This window comes from Sphingobacterium olei, from assembly GCF_005048855.1.
GTDB lineage: Bacteria > Bacteroidota > Bacteroidia > Sphingobacteriales > Sphingobacteriaceae > Sphingobacterium > Sphingobacterium olei.
The window spans coordinates 227275-250394 of sequence record NZ_SUME01000005.1 but is presented as its reverse complement, the minus strand read 5'-3'; the positions used below and the strand labels follow the sequence as shown (position 1 = coordinate 250394).

The following is a 23120-nucleotide window of genomic DNA, read 5'->3' as shown; positions in this document are numbered from 1 at the left end:
GGGATATCGGGTACCACACTGTAGAACGCATCAGGCGAAACAAAATACTAATAAACATTTAACATTAGAATTTGGAAATCTCCATTTAATTACTTTATATTTGTTTTTATGTTCTACATAAGTATAAAATAAATTAATTATAAACACATTAATAATCTGATTATGAGTAAATCAGTTGTTTTAAAGCCCATGCTTTCTTTCGTTATTTTTCTATATTCGATGACAGCATTTAGCCAAAATTTCTTATTAAAAGGCGTCGTCCGGGACGGTGATGGCAGGCCCATTGAAAGCGTAACCATCGCGGCCGGTCGGGCATCGACGAGCTCATTGACCGACGGATCCTATGAACTTCAAATCCCACAAGACAGCACCTCGGTAACATTCCGTGCGGTTGGCTTCCTCGAACGTCGTTTGCCCATTCCAGCCAATGGCGTGTTGGATGTGGTAATGACTTCAGAAGAAAATGCGCTGGACGAAGTGGTGGTTATCGGATATGGCCAACAAAGCAGGTCGACCTTGACGACCTCCGTTAACAAGGTCGATGTAAAGGAATTTGAAAATTCGCCTGGACAGAATCCATTGTTACAGCTACAAGGTAAGGTTCCGGGTGTATCGCTGCAGATTTCCAATGGGCAGCCTGGTGCCAATCCGCAGATATTTATTCGCGGTGGTAGCTCCACGTCTCCGGAAGGCGACACCCCGCTGATCATCGTTGATGGTGTGGTCGGCACTATGCGCAATATGTCCGATCTTAACCCCGACGACATTGAAACCATGCAAGTGCTAAAAGATGCAGCCTCAACAGCGATCTACGGTGCACGGGCTGCAAATGGCGTAATTATCGTTAAAACAAAATCTGGAAAAGCTGGAAAGCCTATCGTGAACTTTAAGGTTACCTCTGCCCTGGAGCAGCTCGCACGTCGCTATGACTTTGCGAGCGCCCGCGATTACATCCATATCAGCCGTTTGAATACCCATAAGTTTAATAAGACAAATCCGGATATGTTTCTGTCCAGTGGCGCATACGGCATGTCCACAGGCAATCCGCGCAACAGCCGCAACACGCTCGCTTTTCTGGACACCTACCTACAGGAGTACGGACAGGATTATGTCGCGGGATTGATCGAAAACCAGGGTTGGGAAACGATGGTCGATCCAGTAACGGGCAAACAGCTGCTTTTTAAGGAGACGAACTATCAGGATATGACCTTTCAAAACGGACGCTCCATGCAGTACGACCTGAATGCCAGCGGTGGAACAGAGCAGGGCAACTACTACCTCGGCTTGGGGCACAATAACCAGGATGGAACGGTTACGGGCACAAGCTACAAGAACTACAGTGCGCTATTTAATGGCGAATACAATATCAATGAGAAGATAAAGGTGCGGTCGAATGTATCGTATCAGGTGAGGGAGTCCAATGCCGCCTGGAACTACCAGAACGTATTGTCCCGCTCCATTACGATGCCCTTTACCTACCGCGATTATTACGAAGACGGCCTGCCTGCGCCGGGTGAAGGACCTGCCAATTTCCGCAGCAGGCACTACGAGGTGCACTACAAGGAGAAATACAACGACCTGAAAGTGTTCCGCACGACGATTGGTCTGGGGATGGATTACCATATTATTCCGGGACTGAAATTTTCGCCAAGTCTATATTACAATACGACCGAGGGCATCGAAAACTATTTTGAGGCCTCGAATGAAACCAACCGTAACCGAAATGCGCGGGCTGTACACGAGCAGTTCCGGAAAATACAGGGCGATGCCTTGCTGTCGTACGATAAAAGAATCAGTCAGCACCACATCAATGTGCTGGCGGGCGCAAGTTACATCAACGACTTCGCCTATCACATGAGTGGTACGGGATACAATGCTCCAACGGATTACATACCGACATTGAACGCCACCGAACCCGAAACACAACGGATTACCACGACAAAATTGCCAGATGTGATCATGAGTTATTTCGGTCGGGCAGATTATAATTTCAATGCAAAATATATGCTATCAGCCAGTTTCCGTGTCGATGGCTCATCACGTTTCGCCCCGAATAACCGCTGGGGGTTCTTTCCGGGCTTTTCTGCCGGATGGAACATACACCGTGAAAACTTTTGGCAACCTATTGCCCCTATCGTGTCTTCCTTAAAACTAAGGAGCAGCTGGGGACAAACAGGAAATAACGAATTGTCCATCGCGGATGCGCAGGGGCAGTACGCTGCGGGTTTTCCCTACGATGGTGCTGTGGGCATAAACAATTCGGTACTGGCCAACAGAAACCTGGTCTGGGAAACGACGACTTCTTTCGATATCGGTACGGAGTGGGGCTTTCTGCGCGATCGTATGCAACTGACGGCGGAGTACTATGATAAAGTGACGAGCGACCGGCTATTTATGCAGCCCTTATGGTCATCGACCGGATTTAGTTCGATACGGAGTAATTTCGGATCGATCCGCAACAGCGGTGTAGATCTCGGCATATCCGGACAACCGATACGAAGAGAAAATTTCAGCTGGGACCTGGGTTTCACGTTCTCGTATAACCGGGGTACCGTGGTCAAGCTTCCAGAAAATGAGGAAGATAAGAACCGAAGTGGCGGTAATTTTGTCTGGGACACGAAGCGGAACGAATACGTTAAAGTGGGTGGCGTGGCCGAGGGCGAACGCTACGGCGTCCGCTATGCATACCAGATGATCGGTGTATATGCGCGCGATGAAGATGCAGCAAATGCACCGGAAGATGTGGAAGCCAACGGCCGGACCAAAGTGGGGGGCGATGCGATCTGGTACGACAAGGACCGCAATGGCATCATCGACTATCGCGATATGGTGTTTATGGGCTACATACGTCCGGATAAACAGGGTGGTATGATCAACACGGTTAACTACAAGGGTATTACGGCCCGTGTTGTCGTTGACTATGCTGTCGGACACGTGATCGATAACTCGTGGAAAGCCCGTGTAATGGGAAGTGCGCGAAATAACAATATGATTATCAATGAGGTGATGAGTGACAAGGTCTGGAATGAGCAGGGCGATATCGCTGAGATTCCACGATATACTGTTCAAAGTGATGCAGATTACAATTTCCGGAATCACCTCCGTAATTCCAACGGCATCGGCACGAGCTCGGGTTACGGGAGTAACAACTCCCTATACTACTCGAAAGGAGACTACCTCGCGTTTCGTGAGCTGTCACTTTCATACGAGCTCCGCGGTAATTGGATGTCGCGTGCGAAGCTGAACGGCTTACGCGTAACAGCAGCCGCGTTTAACCTGGGTTACCTTACCTTTTACGACGGCCTGTCGCCAGAGATTTTTAAGGGTAATGATCAAGGGGAATACCCACGTCCGCGCCAATTCAACTTATCGCTATCTGCTACATTTTAATTAAATGATATGATTATGTCTATGAAAAGATTTAAAAAACTGATCCTGTTGTTTCTCCTTCCTGCAACCGTACTGTCGGGCTGTGATGGCATATTGGATGTGGAACAGGAGTCATCCATCATCGGAAGCGGGTTCTGGAATACCCCAGATGATGTAAACGCGTATTTAACGGGTATATATAATACATTCCGCTCCGGAGACGGAACGGGAGCCGGCGGTGTGATGAATACCACTTTTTGGCTCGAAGACCGTGGAGACTCCTTTGAACAAGGACTTGAATCAGGTGTAACCAATGCCTGGCAACAAAACCTGAATAACGCCAACGCACCCAACTGGCTCTCCATTTACGAACTGATCCAACAGTGTAATATGCTGTTAAAGTACGCACCCACGATAACCTATGTGAATACAGAAGATCAGGATCGGGCAATTGCCGAAACCCTGTTTATCCGCTCGTATATGTACTTCCTGCTGTTGCGCACCTATGGTGATGTGCCGTTGGAGCTGGAGCCTACCGAAAGCGACGACAAACCACCGCTGGCCAGAGCGCCGGCGAATGAAGTGATGGCACAAGTACTAGCCGATGTGGAAGAAGCGCTAAACCGCTTTCCAGAAGGTTTAAGTAATAAAACAAGGGTATCAAAACCTGCTGCACACGCGCTGAAAGCGGAGGCATTAGTATGGAAGAACAAGGTGCTGAGCGGTTCTACTACCGATCTGGAAAATGCATTGGTATCCATCGATGCGGCACTACAGCATGTTAGTCTTGTCGCGGATTATAAAATGATTTTTGCGACCGACAACAAGCGCAATAGCGAAATATTGCTGTCCTTGCATTTTCAGCGGGATGAGAAATCGGACCACTACGGTAGCCGGCTCAAACCGCGGAATATTTTTGTGCAGAACGCCGTCAATGCCGACCTGATACCCTACGCATTGGGTGGGGCACGGAGTGTGTACGCCCCTAGCCAAAAACTGATTGAGCAGCTAAATGAATTTCCCACAGACAGCAGAAGGGATGCCTCGATCATCACGGCTGTCAATACGAATGGTAGCGTAATCGGTGTGTTTGACAATAAATTCAGGGGCACCGCGTATAGTGATGACCGACATTACGACAATGACCTAATTATTTACCGCTGGGGCGGGCTCCAACTCACTAAAGCGGAGATTTTGGCTGCATTGAACCGTACGCAAGAGGCCATAACTGCCCTAGATCTGGTGCGCAGCCGGGCAAAGATAAATGGTTACGGAGGCAGTACAACAAAAGCAAATGTGGAAAGAGCCATACTGGACGAAGCGTTCAAGGAGTTATGGTTTGAGCAGAAGCGCTGGCCCGATCTAGTCAGGTTCCATTTCGGCGGAACGATAGACATCTATGAAGAGGTGCCGAATCTGCGCGATAAAACGCTTCCGCTATTTTTCCCGATTCCGCAGATACAAATTGATTTAAATCCGTTGCTTAAGCAAACGGAAGGATACATAACGCCATAAAGGAGATAAAACGATGAAAAGCTTTAACTACGTATTTTGCATCCTTGCAATGTGTAGCCTATACATACTGGGTGCCTGCGACAATAAACTGGGCGAAAATATACCCGATGATTACTGGGACCACGGTAAGGAAGAACTCGTGACACCCTACCTCTTTCAAAAGGGTTATAAAGGCTATGCCTGCTACCGTATTCCGGCCCTTGTCCGGACCAAAGAAGGAACCTTGCTAGCCTTTGCGGAAGCACGGAAAAACAGCTGTGCCGACGATGGCGATATCGATATGGTCCTCAAAAGATCATTCGACAACGGCAAGACCTGGACGGATATGGAGGTGATCTGGGATGCAGGGGAGCACACCGCCGGTAACCCGGCTCCCGTTGTCGATGAGATTACGGGCGAAATCCATCTGCTGATGTGCAAAAACAACGATCAGGTGCTGGTAACACGATCGGCAGACGACGGCAAATCCTGGTCGGCACCGAAAGACATTACAGCCTCGGTCAAACGGAGCGGCTGGACCTGGTATGCCACCGGCCCCGTACATGGAATCCAACTGAAGAAAGGTCCACATGCTGGCCGTTTGGTGATCCCCTGTGATCACACCGGAAATGCACACAGCATTTATTCCGACGATCATGGCGAGACCTGGAAACTGGGCGGCATACCTTCCCATCCGGTATTCAAACCCAACGAGTGCACGGTAGCTGAACTCTCGAACGGCGACCTGCTCCTGAATATGCGCTGCCCGAACAGCGATAAACGACGCTTACTTTCGCACAGTACCGATGGCGGCCTCAGCTGGAGCAGACCGGAGACACATGAAACCTTGATCGATCCGGTATGCCAAGGAAGTATGCTGACCTTCGAAGATGGACAAGGCCGTAACTTCTTGCTCTTCGCGAATGCAGCGCACGAAACCAGACGTAGAAATATGACCCTACGGATGAGTTTTGATGATGGAAAAACATATCCAAAAGACAAATTGATTTATGGCGAGTTCGCGGCCTACTCGGATATGGCTTTGATTGATCAGGATCAGCTTGCCATGCTCTATGAGCGGGGTGCCTCCGATGCCAACGAAGGAATCGCATTTGAAATTATCCCGCTAGCAGATTTAAAATAAAAGCCTTTTATGATGAAGATAGCACTAAAATTTACGTATTTGCTTGCAGCGCTGTTGATAACAGCCTGTAAAAAAGACGGTTTGGATACGGGGCCGGTCAAAGCAGACTTCTCCGCTGAAAAACAGGAGATCGTGGCCGGCGGGACCGTCACCTTCACCGATATATCAACAGGAATGCCCTCCCGCCTCCACTGGACATTCGAAGGCGGAAGTCCGGATACCTCGATCCTATCGTCTCCCGAAATCCAGTACGAACAACCGGGCACCTACCGCGTTACACTCCGTGCAATGCGCGGCAGCCAGTCGCAGGAAACGGTAAAGGAAAGTTACATTACCGTAGGATACGGTGTGCTGACAGCAGACTTCAGCACAGAAAGCACCACCGTGTACCTGGATGAAGAGGTGCGCTTTCAAAACCTCACCAGTGGTGTAGCAACCAGCTGGGAATGGGTATTTACAAGCGATACCGACCGCAAGCAATCGACCGAACAGCATCCGGTGATTACATTTGATCAGCCTGGTGTATACACGGTAACCCTACGTAGCGTTAACCCAAGCTTCGAGGGAACCGAAACGAAAGAGCAGTACCTGACGGTACTGGATCCAGCAGACATCGAACCGAATTTCACGGTACAGTCCAGCTTGATCCCGATCAACTATGGGGTGCAATTTACCAATACCTCCATGGGAATGGTTGAAAATTTCAACTGGGAATTTGAAGGTGCAGTAAATAGCATATCCACGGAAGAGAATCCCGTCGTGCAGTATGCTGCTGCTGGTACCTATCGCGTAAAACTTACCGTCAGCAACCCGTATACGAGCAAATCTATCATTAAAGAGCGTATGGTACGTGTGATCGACAACAGCTCCTTGGTCCTGCTGATACCTTTCGATCAGGAAACGACCGATCTATCGGCAAACAGCCTCCCCGTTCGGAATCAGGGTAACCTACCTGCCTTTGGCGGACAGGACAGGCATGGCGAAGCAGGCCGAATTGCCACATTTAATGGATCTGGCGGCCTTGTTATTCCAGATCATGATGCATTGAATTTTGGGCAGTCGGATTATTCCATCTCCGTATGGATCAAATCTGCCGCGGGCGACCGGATGATGGCCTGGCAGGAAAGTGGTAAGAATGGCCCGAACGACAACCAGTCCTGGTTGCGTTTGAACGACAATGCAACGGATCGTCGGATGCGTTTCAACACGGAAGATACTACGGGTGGCTTTATCGTCAACGCCGACCGCAACGTGACCAACGGGCAGTGGAACCATGTGGTCTGCGTCAGACGCGGTAACAGATCGCTGATTTACGTGAACGGTGTGGTGGTGCGGGAAGGAACGACCGCTACCGTAAAAACGGTATCGAATGCCGGTGATTTTAAGATTGCCCTGCAGGAGACTGCCACCGGATTCAACAACTTCTTTAAAGGCGACCTAGACGACTTGGTGGTGTACCGGAAAGCCCTGACAGAAGCAGAAATTAAATTTTTATATGACTTGTAAGATAATGAGAATACTATTTTTGACGCTGTTGTGGTTTCAGCTCGCTACAGCAGACACATATGGCGTAAGCAGCAATGACAACATCGTAGAAATACAGCGCGCAGTTCCGGTACTGATCGGGAAGGAAACCGTTGTTTCGAGAATAAAAGTTTCGGGATTACAGGGTAAGATATTGGAGGGCATATCGGTGGTCTGGAACGATAGTAAACTGACTAGCCCTGCCATGGAATTGCGGATCTATGCTGCAGGGAACGATTCGCTCTACGCGAACGACGTAAAGGCAGAATGGAAACTTTTTGGCCGGGCCACCTCCAAAATAGAAGCGAAAAAAATAGCCGGTAATTATGCGATTGCGCATCCCGAAACGTACCTGTATGTAACCTGCCTATTGGCGGAACCACACCGTGTGGGCGAAACCTTCACTTTCACCGTAAAGCGCGCACAGGTGGACCGAAAGGCACAAGCTGTCAAACAGCTTAATCCCGTAAAATATAATACTGGTATAGCGCTGCGGGAGCATATGCAAGACGATATACACACCTCGCGCATCCCCGGACTCGCGCGCAGTAACAAGGGTACGCTACTCGCTATTTTCGACGCCCGCTACGAAAGTGCGCGTGACCTACAGGGGCATATGGATATCGGTCTGCACCGCAGTGAAGACAGCGGAGAGACCTGGCAGCCGATCCAGATCGCGATGGACATGGGCGAGTGGGGTGGACTTCCCCAGAAATTTAACGGGGTATCGGATGCCTGTATTCTCGTTGATGCAGGGTCGGACGCGATCTATATCGCCGCAACCTGGATGCATGGCGTACTGGACGACAAGGGACAATGGATCTCGAACCTAACAGACACCAGTACGGTCTGGAATCACCAATGGCGGCAACGCGGATCCCAACCGGGCTACGATATAAAAACCTCTTCACAGTTCTTGATTGTAAAAAGTACGGACGACGGCAAAACATGGGGTCAGCCAGTCAATATCACGGCCATGGGAAAACAGAAAGACTGGTGGCTATGGGCGCCTGCCCCGGGAAATGGGATCAGCCTGAGCGACGGCACGCTGGTCATGCCCACACAAGGTCGCGACAGCTCGGGAAAACCGTTCTCTAACATCACCTACAGCAAGGATGGAGGTGCCACCTGGCATGCGTCTAACCCCGCCCTTCGCGTGGAAGGCGGAACGACCGAATGTGCGGTGGTGCAACTCAGCAATGGTGACCTGATGCTCAACATGCGCGCCAATACAAATCGCAACAACATGGGTAACAACAATGGCCGCGCTGTTAGCGTTACGGCCGATCTGGGTGCCTCTTGGCGGGAACATCAGACATCCTTCAACGCGCTGCCAGAACCAACCTGCATGGCGAGCCTGGTTACGCATCCCTACCCATTAAAATGCAAGACAAAGCACCCGTTATTTTTCTCTAACCCGAATTCAAAAAACAAACGTCACCATATGACCATAAAGGCGAGTCTTGACGATGGAAACAGTTGGCCGAAATCGCATCAGCTCCTGCTTGACGTAGGAAGCAGCCGGGGCTACTCCTGCATCGCGCCCATCGACGAGCAGCACATCGGCATTCTGTACGAGAGCAGCCAGGCCGGTATGGTGTTTCAGAAAATCGCAATAAAGGATATTATAAAATAAACAAATCAAATGATAAAGAAAATAGATGGCTTAATCGCCGCGGCATTTGCCGCATATAATCCAGACGGATCTGTTAATTTAGCGCTGATACCCGCTATCGTGGATCAGTTGCTCGAGCAAGGTATGAAAGGTGTTTTTGTATGTGGCACGAATGGAGAAGGACCTAGCCTGTCGGTCGAAGAACGTATGCAGATTGCAGAGGCCTACATGAAGGCAGCAGAAGGAAGACTATTGGTATTTATACACGTAGGCCACAGTGCGATTAACGAAGCACGTCGTCTGGCTGCACATGCACAACAGATTGGGGCGGATTACATCTCGGCGGTATCGGCATTCTACTTTAAACCGTCATCGGTACAAGTTTTGGTAGAGAGTATGGCCGAGATCGCATCGGCAGCTCCAAATACACCTTTTTACTACTACCATATACCGCATGTAACGGGATTACAGATCGATATGCTGGAATTCCTGTCGCTTGCCGAGGAAGCGATCCCTAACTTTGCGGGGGTAAAATATACGGCATCCACGATTCACGAATACCAGTCCTGCCTGCATTACAAAGATGGAAAATTTGACATCCTGTTCGGCTACGATGAATTGCTGCTACCAGCCTTAGCAGTAGGTGCAAAGGGCGCTATTGGCAGCACCTATAATTATGCCGGGAAACTGTATAACCAGGTAATTGCCCATGTCGCTGAAAACAAGTGGGAAGAAGCGGAGAAGCTTCACTTTGAAGCCGTTCGCATGGTTGGCCTGTTGGTAAAATACGGCCCCATTCCGACCCAGCGTGCGCTGATGAAGGTAGCCGGGTTGGATTTGGGCGAACCACGCCTACCCTTGCGTTCGTTAAGCGCAGAGAGCTCCAGTAAGCTTGATCAGGATCTGGAAAAGTTACAATTTATGCAATTGGTAGCGCGCTTGTAAGGCCGCCTGATGCGGGGAAATACTCATGAAATACATCACCTTTATACTGATCACCATGCTAATTGGACTGCGGCGTTATTTCGTAGCATCTCCTCTAGTTGGGATCGTAGTTGCTGGCATTTCGCTTAGTCATATCTATCTGTCCGGCATAATTTCGATGGTAACAGCAGATAAAATAATTATCAAAAGTATTGCAAACTTTGCAAGACCAGAAAATACTTCTTTTTATAGACAACATAGATTGAAATCGTTGCAGTAAATATTTTATGCTAGAATGTTTTCATTCCTTAATGGGGTTACGCTTATTATAATATAAAACTATTGCACCCCCGAGTACCAATCCGCCTATTACCCACCACCAAAATACAGCTATTGGATCATCATTGGGTATATCTCCCATATATATAAATGAGGCCCAATAAAAGGGGTTTGACAAATGTTCATCGGCATTACTTAAATATGCAATCTTAGCCTGATGTATGGCTTGGTCATAAGGTCGGCCATTTCTCAGCTCTGCATAAAACGATTTCATAATATCTCCGGTTGCCTTGTCGGGAACAGCCCACAGACTCATGAGCACATTCGGTACATTTGCATACATGAAGCCTCTGGCAAGGCTCATAACCCCTTCTCCTCTTTGAAGTTCACCGAATCCAGAATTACATGCAGATAAGCATATCAGATCGGCATCCAAATTCATCGACAATAATTCGTATGTATGAAGCAAACCATCGTTCGACGAATCAGGTGATAAAATAAGATGTGATTGAAGGGGGTTTTGGTTGTTAATTGCGGAGTGTACGGCCAAATGAATAATGGTTGGTTTTCCGGTCATTTGCTTCAAGCTACTTTCCGTAGCGTTAGAGCCTTGTAGAAACTGACCAGGGAAAATATCTTGTATTGAAACAACTTCATTTGCAGCGTTAGGTAACTTTGCAAGTGACGATTGGTCATTATAAGTCGGAGCCATTGCAAATACGGAAAGTTCTCCATCTTCTATTTTTCGATGCTGAGGCCGTTCAAGCAAAGAAAGAGCACCGTGGTAGCTGAAGCGATACTTATGAACAAGATACGGATAATCTTTAAACGTTTGGGCCGCGTGATCGACCGAATCTAACAAAGCCTCGAAAGGAATATGCGCCAGTATCCCGTCGGGAATAATCACTATATGGTCTGGCGACGTTTCCCGAATTACGGGAAACAGCAGATGGTCATACATTAGTTTTGCAGCATGTTCGTAAGTTTCGTGACCTTTTGGATCACTCAATGCTATTCTTACATTTGCTATGGCGCTCATGAGTTTTTCTGATTTTTCGACAGCTATGGCGCCTTTTTTTCCTTTCGTTATATACTGAATATAAAACGTCCGTTCACTATCAAAGTAGTCAATCAAAGTCTTGCCTTTAAGTCTGTTTTCATTAATATTGACCCGCTTCTCTTCCTGTTCAGTGTAGGAAACCCCATACATGATCTGTCGATAATTTGGATATTTGTCATCTAGCTTGCGTAACCATCTGTCAAAATCTAATTTTGCCTCCAGTAATTCCGCCATCACGCTGCCACCTTCTCGATCTGGCCATAATTGGTTGGCAGCACTATGTGAATAAACGCGTTGCTCGAGCTGAATAATTTTGCTCTTTAATTCCAGCTCTTCTATACGCACTTGTTGAGGGACGCCAATGGAAGTGGTTAAGGCCGTTACTAAATGTTCCTTTAGAAGTGCTGATTTTGACTGATCGGAGATCCATAAGATTTTTTCGAGATCCGTATCCGCGCCTGTCTTTTCGTACAATGTATGGGCGAGTGCCATGGCTTGGGAAAAGCTATCATGAAGTAAATTAGAAAACGTCGCTTTAGACCTCAACGTCATCAGCCCCTTGCGAGATCTACCCCCCTCCCTGATCGCAATCATGTAACAATCCAGCGCCTGCACCAGATAGTCGACCCTTCCGTTTTGTTGATAGAGTTTATGAAGTAAAGCGCCTTTTTTAGTAAAAAATGCACCCATATACGGATGCGTAGGAATAAGATTAGGAGGAGGATTACGAAGAATATCTGTCGTATCGCTAAAACCCGGGAAAAGTAAGTCTGTAGCGCGTGACACGAACATCGGTATAGAATCTAAATTCGCTATATCAGCTAGTTGCAACAAAGCCTGCACTTTATACATCGTTTTATTGGCATCAGCTTGTACCGGTATCTCGAGGGCTTTGGATAGGTAATGACGTGCTGAATCAATTTTACCTTGTGCCACGAGTATTTTAGCATACTCATTGTACCTAAAGATCAGTCCGGTATATTTATCGCCATAAGAGGATATTAAAAAATTTTGAGTTTGGATGGCATAATCCGTAGCCTCTTCATACGCACCCAGCAGGTAATGTGCTTTAGAAAGTAGCCCCAGAAAAGATCCGTGGTAATAATCGCCGGGATTGATAGCTCGTAGAATGGCAATACCTTCATGAAGATGTTTTATCGCAGCCAAGATATCTTCTTTATCTTGATTAATTTCAAGTAAGACCTCGGCGTATATCAGATTTTCCCGCATCAAGGCGTATTGATCTTGCGAACTAACGGAGTTCTGCCCACGGATGTGACGCGATAGCTCAATATTCTCCAATGCTGATTGGTAGTCTCCCAAATCCAGTTGATTGAGCGCTTTGTTCAAGTAAAGAGTTTGCGTTTGCTTGTCCTGTAACAATGACCTGTCGTTGAAAATGACGAGACAGCTGTCAAAGTACCGGATGGCTTGTTCGTAATCCGAAAGAAAATTATAATTAATGGCTATGTTGTTAAAAACCTTAGCTCTTTTTGTTTTGATGTGGGGATCGTCCTCAACCTGAAGGTAGAATGCGTTCAGCTCTTCAAAAACCTTAATCGACTCACCGTTGCGTTGCAAATAAGCAAGAACAATACCGTAGGTGTTTTTCGTTTCCTGAACAAGGGCAGTATCAAGGATATGATACCTATTAATGAGCCGGTTGGCGCTATCTAAGTAAAAAGCAGCGCTGTCCAGTTTATTCTGGCTATAGAATGTCTTGCCGCTCGATGCCAAGACCTGAAGGGTCTCGATAAGTTCTTCCTGGCTTTCGCTATTCGGGAGGCGTGATCCGCTTTGGAACCAGATGAAGGCAATGCCTATAACAATCCATAAAGTCTTACTCATGAGGTAAATATACTAAATATAGACAAATGGCGCAATGGATTTTTCAAACGTTACACTGGTGTCACTCCGCTTATATTTCGCAATACCTAAAAGCCACTAGGATATTTTCAAATATACCGTATCAATCACTTTCTGTTGCACGAAATTTGTATAATGTAAATTAAATAAAAAATTCAAATTTCATTAAAACATCTACATATTATGTTTCAAAAAATAACTAAGACAGACCTATCAAAGACCACCATACTTATTCGTATCATGATAGGTGCCGTATTTCTTTCGGAAGGCATTCAGAAATTTTTATTCCCAGCTATTCGCGGAGCGGGGCGTTTTGAAAAAATTGGCTTACCGTCTCCCGAATTTTTAGGAAGTTTTGTAGGCATTTTTGAAATTCTCTGTGGAATACTTGTCCTTACTGGACTTTTCACAAGACTAGCTAGTATTCCCCTGATTACTATTATGCTGGTTGCCATTGCAGCCACCAAATCAGAAGTTTTAGCGGAAAAGGGATTTTGGGAAATGATGCACGGAAGCCGAACCGATTGGGCCATGCTCCTGGGAAACATCTTCCTATTGATAAAAGGAGGAGGTCGATGGTCGATTGATAGCCTTGCATTCAACCCCAACACTTTAAATCAAATAGATGAAGTCGAATTAAGAAAATAAGAATGGAAGAGAAAGTAAATTTGAAAGAACTTGCTAAAGTCTTCGCAAAGTTGGGCATCATCGGTTTTGGAGGTCCTGCATCACACATTGCCCTGATGCGTGATGAAGTCCCTTGCATAGTATAGATCACAGCCCTTCTACTGAGGTCTGCCCGTGCATTATCCGTTCTGGTATTCCGTCTTTGCTGGTTTACTCTCCAGAAGGCACTTCAAGAAATGCACCCGCAGCTACGGGCGTTCCGAAATTGGGTGTACCATCTGCATTCCAAGTAAACCGTTGCATACGTGTGCTGCGTACATTGCCACAACCGTTGTTATTGGGATGAGATTCTATATTTGCATGGTATATGATCCAATCCTCTTTTCCGTCCTTGGACTTGAAAAAACCGTTATGACCTGCGCCGTATGCGCTAGGCGCTTTTGTAAATACCGGATTGGCGTTTTTAGACCACGAAGCGGCTTTCAGTGGATCCGCATTATCGGCCAACCGCAACAAACCCAGTGCATAGTCGTCCGTACCGCAGTAACTGGCCGAATAAATCATAAATACATCTCCATCGGGATTTTCTAATATCTCCGGTCCTTCGTTTACGCCGAAGCCATTTCGCTCCCAACCATGCTGTGGTGTCGATATCATGACCGTCTCACCCGTTAAGGTAAAAGGGTTAGACATTTTTGAGATGTAGATGTTCTGCGTTAAGTTGTTGTTTTGCGCTCCCGGTCTGCCCGACCAGATAAAGAACAACTCGTTGTTATGTTCGAAAATACTACCGTCTATAGACCACAGATCGGCCGGTTGCGTCATCAACTGTCCCTTGTCCACCCAATTATTTGTCGTGGGATCTTCATTGGCATTTTCCAGCACAAACATCCGGTGATTAACATCCTGCCCGTCGCTGGCCGTATAGTAAATATACCATTTCCCTTGCAGAAAGAACATTTCCGGAGCCCATACATCCCTGCTGTTAATGCCCGTTGCGGGAGCATTGAACACCACGGTGCTGCTCGCTGATGCAAGTTGGCTCATTTTTTCCGTTTTTCGGATTTCAATCCGGTTGCCATGAGTTTGTAGGAAATAATAAAAATTCCCCCGTTGTGCGACCCAGGGATCCGGAGCAGCGTTCAATAAGGGATTTTGAAACTTTGCCGGTCCGCTTGCCTCCGGTGCTGTGGGCGTAGCTAGAAAGAGTCCGGCTCCGCGTTTGTCGCAAGCTAATAAAATGATTAGAAAAGCAAGATATATTATGTGTCTCATGCGCATAGGTATTACAGTTTTGAATATTCCAAGTAGTCCAGCTCACCGTACCCCGTGTTGTGTCGGATACTTATTTTATGTGTGCCCTCTGATAAATTAAATACCAGGTCGAAGGTTTGCCATGTATTCCATCCCCTATTCGGAATACTATATACTTTCGCTTCTGCAAACTGATCATCGATATAGATCTTGTGGGTTGTGCCATCGAAACCCGTACCTGCAGCCACGCGGATCAAGTAATCGCCGGCGGCCAATATCTGTATAGTGGCATCAATACCGCTATCTGTATTGTCTATAGCGCCCACCTTTGCTTGGCCAGAGGAGGTTTCCCGCGTAGCTGGGTCATCCGCCTTTTTGGCAACTCCTCTTATGATTGTATTTTCCGCTTCGATCCGTTTGGCGCCCACCCGCACCTTCGCTTTTACGGTATTGCTTTGGACACGGTTACCCGCTCTATCGAATAGAACGGCGTGGAAAGAAAGCTCTTCTTCGGGTATAAGTTCAGTCACGGTATAGCCAAAGTTATAAGGCGCAATGGTCTTTTCCCCAATTTTTTCTTCCCCTTTGTAAAACTCCACCTTGCTGAGCTGTGGGCCTCCGTACGCACTCTTGCCTTCCGCAGTTAATGTGTAAACACTTTCAGACAGCGCGACCGTATCGGCGTCGAGACGTAACGTTGGCGGATTCATGCTCACGGGAAGATCTTCTTCTCTTTCGCATCCGACCACTATCCAGAGTAAGAATAGCGGGCAGAGGTATAATAACTTGTTCATATGTACACTATTTTGTCGTTAAAGCCATATGAAGTATCCAGGTTAAATATATGTATACTGGTGCAACACGGATATTTCATAGCTGTATCATTTGTTTGTCAAGAGTTATTGCTGCTTCGATTTAGGGCTAATAACCGGGATTCTGTGTAAGGTTTGGGCTGTTATCTATATCCGCTTGCGGAATAGGATACCACTCATGTCTACCTGAAATAAAATTGATAAAATCCGCATCCCTTTCCCGCAGGGTCTCCAGGTTGTTGGAAAACTCTCCCCAGCGCACCATATCAAAGTACCGCCAACCTTCACCTGCTAATTCTAACGTACGTTCATGCTTCAGCTGCTCTTGGAAAGCGAGTTGACCCATATTTGGCTTTACATCACTGAGAGGCTGTAGGTTTACACGCTGACGAACCTCATCTACATAGACGTATGCGGCATTCGTCTGCCCGGTTTCATTCAGGCATTCCGCATACATCAACAGGATATCCGCATACCGGATCAAGCGGTAATTATTCGGCGAGCTGAATATCTCATTATTCTTCCAATCGTCATTCAGCAACTTTCTAAACCACACGCGCTTATCGTCTGCACCGTATCGGCTCAGCCAGGTCTGCCCATACACCATGGTAAAAGCCGGTCCTCTTTCATCGGCATTGTCATAGATAAAACTAACAGCCGCACGGGGATCCTTTTTATTATCGACGGTCCGTTCGGTATCAAAAGCATCAACGATCCAGCGTCTTGCTGCACCATCTCCAAAACCTGGCCCCGGACTAGGTGGTGCCAGAAATTTAGGTACGGAAGCTCCGGTATTGAGGCTTATTCCCGGATTGGTATCGTCATCTCCGTTCTCTGCGGCATTTTCTTTGAACTGAATCTCAAAAACGGACTCTCTATTGTTCTCTGTATCTTTCCTAAAATTATCTGCATAGTTGTCCATCAAGCCGTAGTTGCTGGCGCCATCGCCTGTCACTAACCATTCCATCGCCTCTTTGGCCTCCGCGAATTTACCCTGCTGCATATAGACCTTTGCCAATAGGCCATGCGCCGCCCCTTTGGTGATCCTACCTACATCCGCAGCATCATAAGACGGTGGCAAGTCGACCATAGCTTCGGTTAGGTCCTTCTCAATCTGTGCAAAGGCTTGCTCGGGTGTCGCATTCGACGGGTAATCATCAGCTGGCGATAGAAGTGTTAACACCAGAGGTGGACGGCCCCAAAATACGACCAGATTAAAGTAGTTCAGCGCACGTAACACCTTTGCTTCGGCAACAAGCCGCTTTTTTAACGTTTCGTCCATTTCGATCTGCGGCACATAGGTGATGACCTGATTCGCCCGGTAGTTTGCGTGGTAGATGGCATTCCAAGTACCTCTGCTGGTATTGTTATCCGTAAAAGCGAAGGCCACATTATTGTTAAGACCGATATCGCCCCCCGACCCAAAGCCCTCATCGGAGCGCAAGAGGTACAAAAAGTGCATGCCCCGGTTATAGTAGTTACTACTTCGGTTCAATGCGCTGTATATAGCATTCACGCCTTTAATGGCATCGGTTTCATTTTCCCAAAAAGAGTCCGCAGTGAGCATATCGGGATTGGGCTCATCGAAATTCCGCTCGCAAGCAGTCGCAAGAAAAACGAAAGCAGTTAATATAATTAGAGTATGTCTTTTCATCTTAAATGATTTTTCTATTCAACGAGTTATAAGCCAAAGGATAAGCCAAAAGATATGATTCTGTTCGGCGGCCAAGCGCCCACATCCACACCGGGTTCCAAATTTGCGTTTGCCCCTACCACATCCGGATCCAATCCTGAATAGTTGGTTACTGTAAAGAGGTTTTGTCCGCTTACATATACGTGCAGCGAAGGTATGTGCAGCCTTTGCAAAAGATGTTGCGGTACATTATAGCCAATCTGCACGTTACTTAGCCGCAGGTACGAGCCATTTTCCAACCAGCGATCCGAATCGCCCCGCACATTAGATACAATTCCTCGGTCTATAGCCGGGTCTCCTGGCGTCGTGCTGTTGTACGACACGCCCAGCCTAGGGAAGTCTGTTGGATTTTCAGCCGTCCATGGCGTAATACCGCTTCGGTAGTTGGAGTAACCCATTCCGTCGAAATCCCGGCGCATGTCATTATACAACGTGGTGCCCACGACGCCGTAAAGTTGTAGGTTCATCGTGAAATTTTTGTAGTATGCATTCCACATAAGACCTGACGTAAATACCGGCCATGGCGTTCCCGCAAAGGTTCTATCATCTGGGGTAATATCGTTTCCCGTACCCCTGTCCGACAGATTAATATAGCGAATATCGCCGGGCTGGGCAATATCTGCCTGTGCCCGATGTGCGTCAATTTCGTCCTGATTCTGGAAGATACCGTCTGTCCGTATCACGTAATATTCGCCGATGGAGCGTCCAACCTGCGTACGTGTGTTACCTGCTTGAATATAATTTCTCGGTAGTCCTGTGACCGGGTCAATACCGAGATTCCCCAGTGCTAGCACTTTGTTACGGATAAAACTGATGTTCCCGGTAATATCCCAATTAAATGCGCGTTCCTGCCCCTGCCGCGGACGGTAGTTTAGCGCTAATTCCACCCCCCTGTTCTCGATAGAACCTCTATTGGTAAATATGTCCGGGTTTATACTTCCTAGATAACCGGGAATGGGCAAAAAGAGCAATACATCTGAAGTCACCGAACGGAATACATCGAATGTTACATTAAGTTTCCGGTCAAACAAGGCGGCATCAAATCCTAGATTCAAGGTCTCTTTTTCTTCCCAGCGCAAATTCGGATCCACGAGGTTTACCTGTGAGCCACCGACGTAACTGTTTTGATCACCCTGACCAAAAATAGCTCGTGGCGCTTGATTTATGAGACCGATGTACGCATAATTACCTAAGTTAGCCGCGCCCAACACACCGTATGAACCTCTCAATTTCAGTTCCGGCAGCCAGCTCACGTCGAAGAAATCTTCGTTACTGACACGCCAGGCCAATGCTCCGGACGGAAAAAATCCCGTGCGGAAATTCTTCGAAAAGCGCGAGTCCTTATCCGAGCGAAAGGTGAAGGTGGCTAAATACCGATCGTCGTAGGTATAATTGAAACGGCCGAGCCAAGAATCGATAAAGTTTCGTCCCCTACTTCCGGACGCTACCATCTCTCCCGTGGCGGAATTGACCGTGGTAAAATAGCGGTCTCCTGCAGCGAGCAGATCGGTTCTTTGGGCGCCAATACCCGATGATCCGATGGTCTGCTGGGTATAGCCAAACACACCATTTACCTGATGCTTGTCGAAGGTTTTGTTAAAATTTAACGTATGCTCGAACAGGTAACTTAAGAACTGGGAACGATTTTCTTCGATCCGCGTCGGCTGGTCGGCTTGATTCCAGTACCATATTCCTTTGCCTCGCAGAGCAGTTCTCCGGTCAAAGCTGGTTTCCAGTCCTGCATTGAATCGATAGGTAAGCCAGTCTGTAATATCGGCCTCCCCGTAGAGGTTACCCATCATCTTTACATAATTGTAGTCGGAATTGGTAATCGACGCCTGTGCTACCTGATTTCGTGAATAGGTACGGGCGTTCTCTGAGCCTATCCCCCAGCCTCCGGGGTTGGCATCACTTACAAACCCTGCACCTTTAATCGGTATAATGGGTAGCATGTTAAATGCGTCGTAAAATGGATTTCCGCCGAACGCACCACCCGAGAAGGGCGATCGTCCGTAGCTGTTGGAGATCATCAGGTTCTCTCCGACGCGGAACCGGCCTCGAGAGGTCTCTGTATTGAGGCGTAAAGCTGCGCGGTCGAATTTACGCTCGATTACGGTACCCACATCTTTAAAGTAAGAACCCGACATAAAATATTTAGAGGACTCGCCGCCTCCCGATACGGAGACATTGTAATCCTGTATTGCGCCTGTACGGAATAACTCGTCCGCCCAGTCAACGTCGGTACCGTCGTAGCTGGCAACCGCTGCCTGCTGTGTATATCCTGCATTTTCATAGGCTTGCCTGTTCATGTTCACATACTCCTGTCCATTCATCATGTCGTACATCTTCGGGAGGTTAACGATGCTGTATCGTGCCGAAGCATTAACCTTCATGGGGCCGGTTCTTCCTTTCTTCGTCGTGATGATAATGACACCATTCGCAGACCTCGCTCCATATATAGCCGCTGCAGAAGCATCTTTTAGCACCTGTATACTTTCTACATCATTCGGGTTGATCGTGACGTTTGGATCTGATAGCATCCCGTCGATAACATATAACGGATTTGCGTTTCCGTATAAGGTGCTTAGTCCTCGAATATTAATAACCGCACCTTGCCCGGGACCACCTGAGTTTCTTACCACTACACCAGAAGATTGGCCCTGAAGTGCTTCGGGTAAAGATCTGGCTACTTTAGCTTCCGTATTTTTGGTTTCAACCAGTGTTGCTGCTCCCGTAAGGTCTTTTTTGCGTATAGACTGATAGCCGATCACGACAACCTCCTCGATGTCACTTTCATCTGCCAGCAATACTACGTTCAACGTTTGATTGCTTGACACCGAAAGTTCCTGTGTTACATATCCTACATATGAAAACACTAGTATTGCTTCGGGATTACCCACATTTATGGCATAACTTCCATCCGCGGAAGATATCGTGCTATTATTTGTACCTTTCTCCTGCACAGAGACACCGCCGACCGGGCCACCGTTTAGATTTGTCACAACCCCTTTTATCGGAATTGATTCCTGTATTCTTTTAAATTTTAAATTATTTTGGCCACCGCCCTCGAATGCCGAAGGTGGGGAACCATTCGCCTGAGAAAAAGACTGCAAAACAAAAATAGCAGAAAGCAGAGCTGATACAATTGCGAAATGCTTCATAAGAATCTAAAGGTTTATATACCCCAAATATAATCGGTCTTAAAAAACAAAGAGATACATATCATCTCAAAAAAAGCTACATTCGTCTCATTCTACGATCAAAAATGCTCGCGCTAGCCTGGGCATCAAAATACATTGAAGCTTATTTTGCGGTTCGTATACGCTCTCCACCTAAAAAATCTTCGCTAACGTGCCACTCTATTGGGAAATGGTCCGATGAGACGGATCTTTGCCCCATGCCCTTTGGATACTGCGAATAGATCCGTATCTTTATACTTGTGACTAATGTTCTTTTTTAAAAACACTACGCGATGAACAATCGCTTAATACACTGAATACTAGTCACGTATTAAAGTATCATCAAAAATAAAATACTTTTTATTAACTATTTGCATTTTTTTTGCCATCTACTAAACAAAATTTGTTTGATATTTAATAGAAACGTAATAATTTACGACAATGGCGGCTTATGACCTTAAGGATGATGGTGAGTTAATAGCGCTACTTGTAGCTGGTGACCGGTCTGCATTTACGGAGATATTCAACCGCTATAACAAGTTGCTGTATAGTCATGTATTAAATAAAATCCGTGATGAGGACGCGGCAGAGGATTTAGTGCAGGATATCTTTGTGGTCTTATGGGAAAAGCGCAGCCTTGTTCAAAATATCAACTTGTCAGGTTATCTGTTTACCATGACGCGCAATCGCATCCTAAATATGTTAAGCCATAGTAAGATCGTGTCCGATTATGCCTCTGCTATCAAGAACTACGAGCAACCGTCTTATCCTATCGCAGACGAACTGATTCAGGAGAAGCAGCTCTCAGCTATTATCGAATCAGAAATCAATGCGCTACCACCACGTATGCGCGAGGTGTTTGTGTTAAGCCGGTATAAACACCTCAGTAATAAAGAAATTGCGGCTAGGCTAGGACTATCTGAACATACGGTAGCGGACCAGATAAAGAAATCCCTGAAGACACTACGTTTTAGGATCGGTGTTCGAATTCTTATCAGCTGCACGACTACTTTTTAATTTTTTTCAATTTCATATCCCCGATTCACTTCTCTGAACTGTTATGTTAATATTGAGTCCGTGTTGACTTTATGTTATGAATAGAAAGAACGAACAAGAAATTTTACAACGTTATCGCGAGGGACGTTGTTCAGAATCTGAATTGAGGCAGCTTGACGCCTGGTATGACAGCTGGAATACGGAAGACCGTCTCTTGCTAACCGAGGTGCAGCTGGAGGAGGCGGAATCCCGCATGCGATCCAAGGTGATGGATCGGGTAGGTTTTAATAACACCCCCAGAAGATTGTGGCGCCGTGTGTCCATTGCGGCAGCAGCTGCAATTGTTGTGACAGCAGTAGGTATAGGGATTTATCATAACCTTGGTGAGCCGCTACCCGATAAAACAGATCGAGCGAGGAGTTATGTGCATGACATAGCTCCAGGTAAAAATATCGCTACCCTTACCTTGCCCAATGGTGAAGTGGTCTCGCTCAGTGATAAAAAGGATGCCGTAGTTATCGATGCCTCGGCATTAAGTTATGGCGATGGATCGAAAATCAGTAACACTCCCCCAAAGGATGCACTAGCCTATGAGCGCACTTCGTTACATACGATCACAACTCCACGAGGAGGACAATATCAGGTAATTCTGTCTGATGGAACTAAAGTCTGGCTCAATGCCGCTTCATCCATAAAGTTTCCGGCATCTTTTGCAGGCGCTAAGCACCGGCGCATAGAAATTTCCGGAGAGGCCTATCTTGAAGTTGTTAAAGACAAACAGCATCCATTTATTGTGGTTTCAGGGGCACAGGAGATCGAGGTCTTGGGAACACACTTCAACGTTAACGACTATTCAGACGAAACTGTCGCACAGACCACACTGATCGAAGGGTCCGTGCGTGTCAGACCATTGCATACAGCTAATACTAACGGTGCTAAAAAAGTATTAAAGCCGGGACAAAAGTCGCTAATAACTGGGCAGGAGATAGTCGTAAGAACGGCAAATGTCAACGAAGTAATCGCATGGAAAGAAGGTGACTTTAGGTTTGAAGACCAAAGTGTGCCGGATATCATGAAGCAGTTAGCGAGATGGTATGACGTCGATATTGTTTATCTAGGAGATGTATCGGACGTAAAACTGAATGCCTCGATATCCAGGGGCAGGAATGTAAGCCAAATACTCAACATGATGGAAAAAACAGGGGAAGTTCATTTTACAATAGAAGGGAGGAAGATCATAGTGACAAAATAGCTACCATATAATAAAAAAGCCAACTCCCTTTA

The 23120-nt window shown here is 46.9% G+C and carries 15 protein-coding genes; 10 read left to right on the top strand and 5 right to left on the bottom strand.

Annotated elements, in window-relative coordinates; translation table 11 throughout:
* Positions 1-162: 162 nt before the first annotated feature.
* Genes FAZ15_RS13565 through FAZ15_RS13540 form a run of 6 tightly spaced genes read left to right on the top strand, consistent with a single transcriptional unit; the run spans position 163 to position 10091 of the window.
* Positions 163-3390, top strand: a complete 3228-nt coding sequence (locus FAZ15_RS13565) for a SusC/RagA family TonB-linked outer membrane protein (RefSeq protein ID WP_136901856.1) — start codon at positions 163-165, stop codon at positions 3388-3390.
* Positions 3391-3411: 21 nt separating this feature from the next.
* Positions 3412-4884, top strand: coding sequence for a RagB/SusD family nutrient uptake outer membrane protein (locus FAZ15_RS13560; protein ID WP_136901855.1), 1473 nt, complete (start codon positions 3412-3414; stop codon positions 4882-4884).
* Between the two features lie 49 nt (positions 4885-4933).
* Positions 4934-6007 carry a sialidase family protein gene (locus FAZ15_RS13555; RefSeq protein WP_162304940.1) on the top strand — a complete coding sequence of 358 codons (1074 nt, stop codon included), beginning with the start codon at positions 4934-4936 and terminating at the stop codon, positions 6005-6007.
* A gap of 9 nt (positions 6008-6016) precedes the next feature.
* The gene (locus tag FAZ15_RS13550) at positions 6017-7513 is read left to right on the top strand and encodes a LamG-like jellyroll fold domain-containing protein (protein ID WP_136901853.1); all 1497 of its coding nucleotides are present in this window, start codon (positions 6017-6019) and stop codon (positions 7511-7513) included.
* 4 nt (positions 7514-7517) lie between these two features.
* Positions 7518-9167, top strand: coding sequence for a sialidase family protein (locus FAZ15_RS13545; RefSeq protein ID WP_136901852.1), 1650 nt, complete (start codon positions 7518-7520; stop codon positions 9165-9167).
* Positions 9168-9176: 9 nt separating this feature from the next.
* Positions 9177-10091, top strand: a complete 915-nt coding sequence (locus FAZ15_RS13540; protein WP_238387254.1) for a dihydrodipicolinate synthase family protein — start codon at positions 9177-9179, stop codon at positions 10089-10091.
* A gap of 280 nt (positions 10092-10371) precedes the next feature.
* Here the strand turns inward: FAZ15_RS13540 and FAZ15_RS13535 are convergent, their stop codons facing one another.
* A complete protein-coding gene (locus FAZ15_RS13535) occupies positions 10372-13257 on the bottom strand; it encodes a CHAT domain-containing protein (RefSeq protein WP_136901851.1) in 2886 nt (961 codons plus the stop codon).
* Positions 13258-13458: 201 nt separating this feature from the next.
* Between FAZ15_RS13535 and FAZ15_RS13530 the strand changes: the two genes are divergently transcribed.
* Together FAZ15_RS13530 and FAZ15_RS22985 are read left to right on the top strand one after the other, a co-directional pair.
* On the top strand, positions 13459-13923 hold the full coding sequence (locus FAZ15_RS13530; RefSeq protein ID WP_136901850.1) for a DoxX family protein: 465 nt from the start codon (positions 13459-13461) through the stop codon (positions 13921-13923).
* A gap of 2 nt (positions 13924-13925) precedes the next feature.
* On the top strand, positions 13926-14048 hold the full coding sequence (locus FAZ15_RS22985) for a hypothetical protein (protein ID WP_262709302.1): 123 nt from the start codon (positions 13926-13928) through the stop codon (positions 14046-14048).
* Positions 14049-14112: 64 nt separating this feature from the next.
* On the opposite strand, the gene FAZ15_RS13525 is transcribed toward FAZ15_RS22985, so the two are convergent.
* The 4 genes from FAZ15_RS13525 to FAZ15_RS13510 form a co-directional block, all read right to left on the bottom strand.
* Positions 14113-15177 carry a glycoside hydrolase family 43 protein gene (locus FAZ15_RS13525; RefSeq protein WP_238387253.1) on the bottom strand — a complete coding sequence of 355 codons (1065 nt, stop codon included), beginning with the start codon at positions 15175-15177 and terminating at the stop codon, positions 14113-14115.
* Between the two features lie 11 nt (positions 15178-15188).
* Positions 15189-15950 carry a carbohydrate-binding protein gene (locus FAZ15_RS13520; RefSeq protein WP_136901848.1) on the bottom strand — a complete coding sequence of 254 codons (762 nt, stop codon included), beginning with the start codon at positions 15948-15950 and terminating at the stop codon, positions 15189-15191.
* Between the two features lie 127 nt (positions 15951-16077).
* Positions 16078-17622 (bottom strand): RagB/SusD family nutrient uptake outer membrane protein, encoded by a 1545-nt coding sequence (locus FAZ15_RS13515; protein ID WP_136901847.1) that lies wholly within the window; start codon positions 17620-17622, stop codon positions 16078-16080.
* Between the two features lie 26 nt (positions 17623-17648).
* Entirely contained in the window at positions 17649-20822 is a 3174-nt protein-coding gene (locus FAZ15_RS13510; RefSeq protein WP_136901846.1) for a SusC/RagA family TonB-linked outer membrane protein, read from the bottom strand.
* A gap of 459 nt (positions 20823-21281) precedes the next feature.
* On the opposite strand from FAZ15_RS13510, the gene FAZ15_RS13505 reads away from it, so the two are divergent.
* Positions 21282-21857, top strand: coding sequence for an RNA polymerase sigma-70 factor (locus tag FAZ15_RS13505; RefSeq protein ID WP_136901845.1), 576 nt, complete (start codon positions 21282-21284; stop codon positions 21855-21857).
* Positions 21858-21933: 76 nt separating this feature from the next.
* Complete coding sequence (locus FAZ15_RS13500) at positions 21934-23088, top strand: FecR family protein (protein WP_136901844.1); 1155 nt, start codon at positions 21934-21936, stop codon at positions 23086-23088.
* Positions 23089-23120 lie beyond the last annotated feature (32 nt).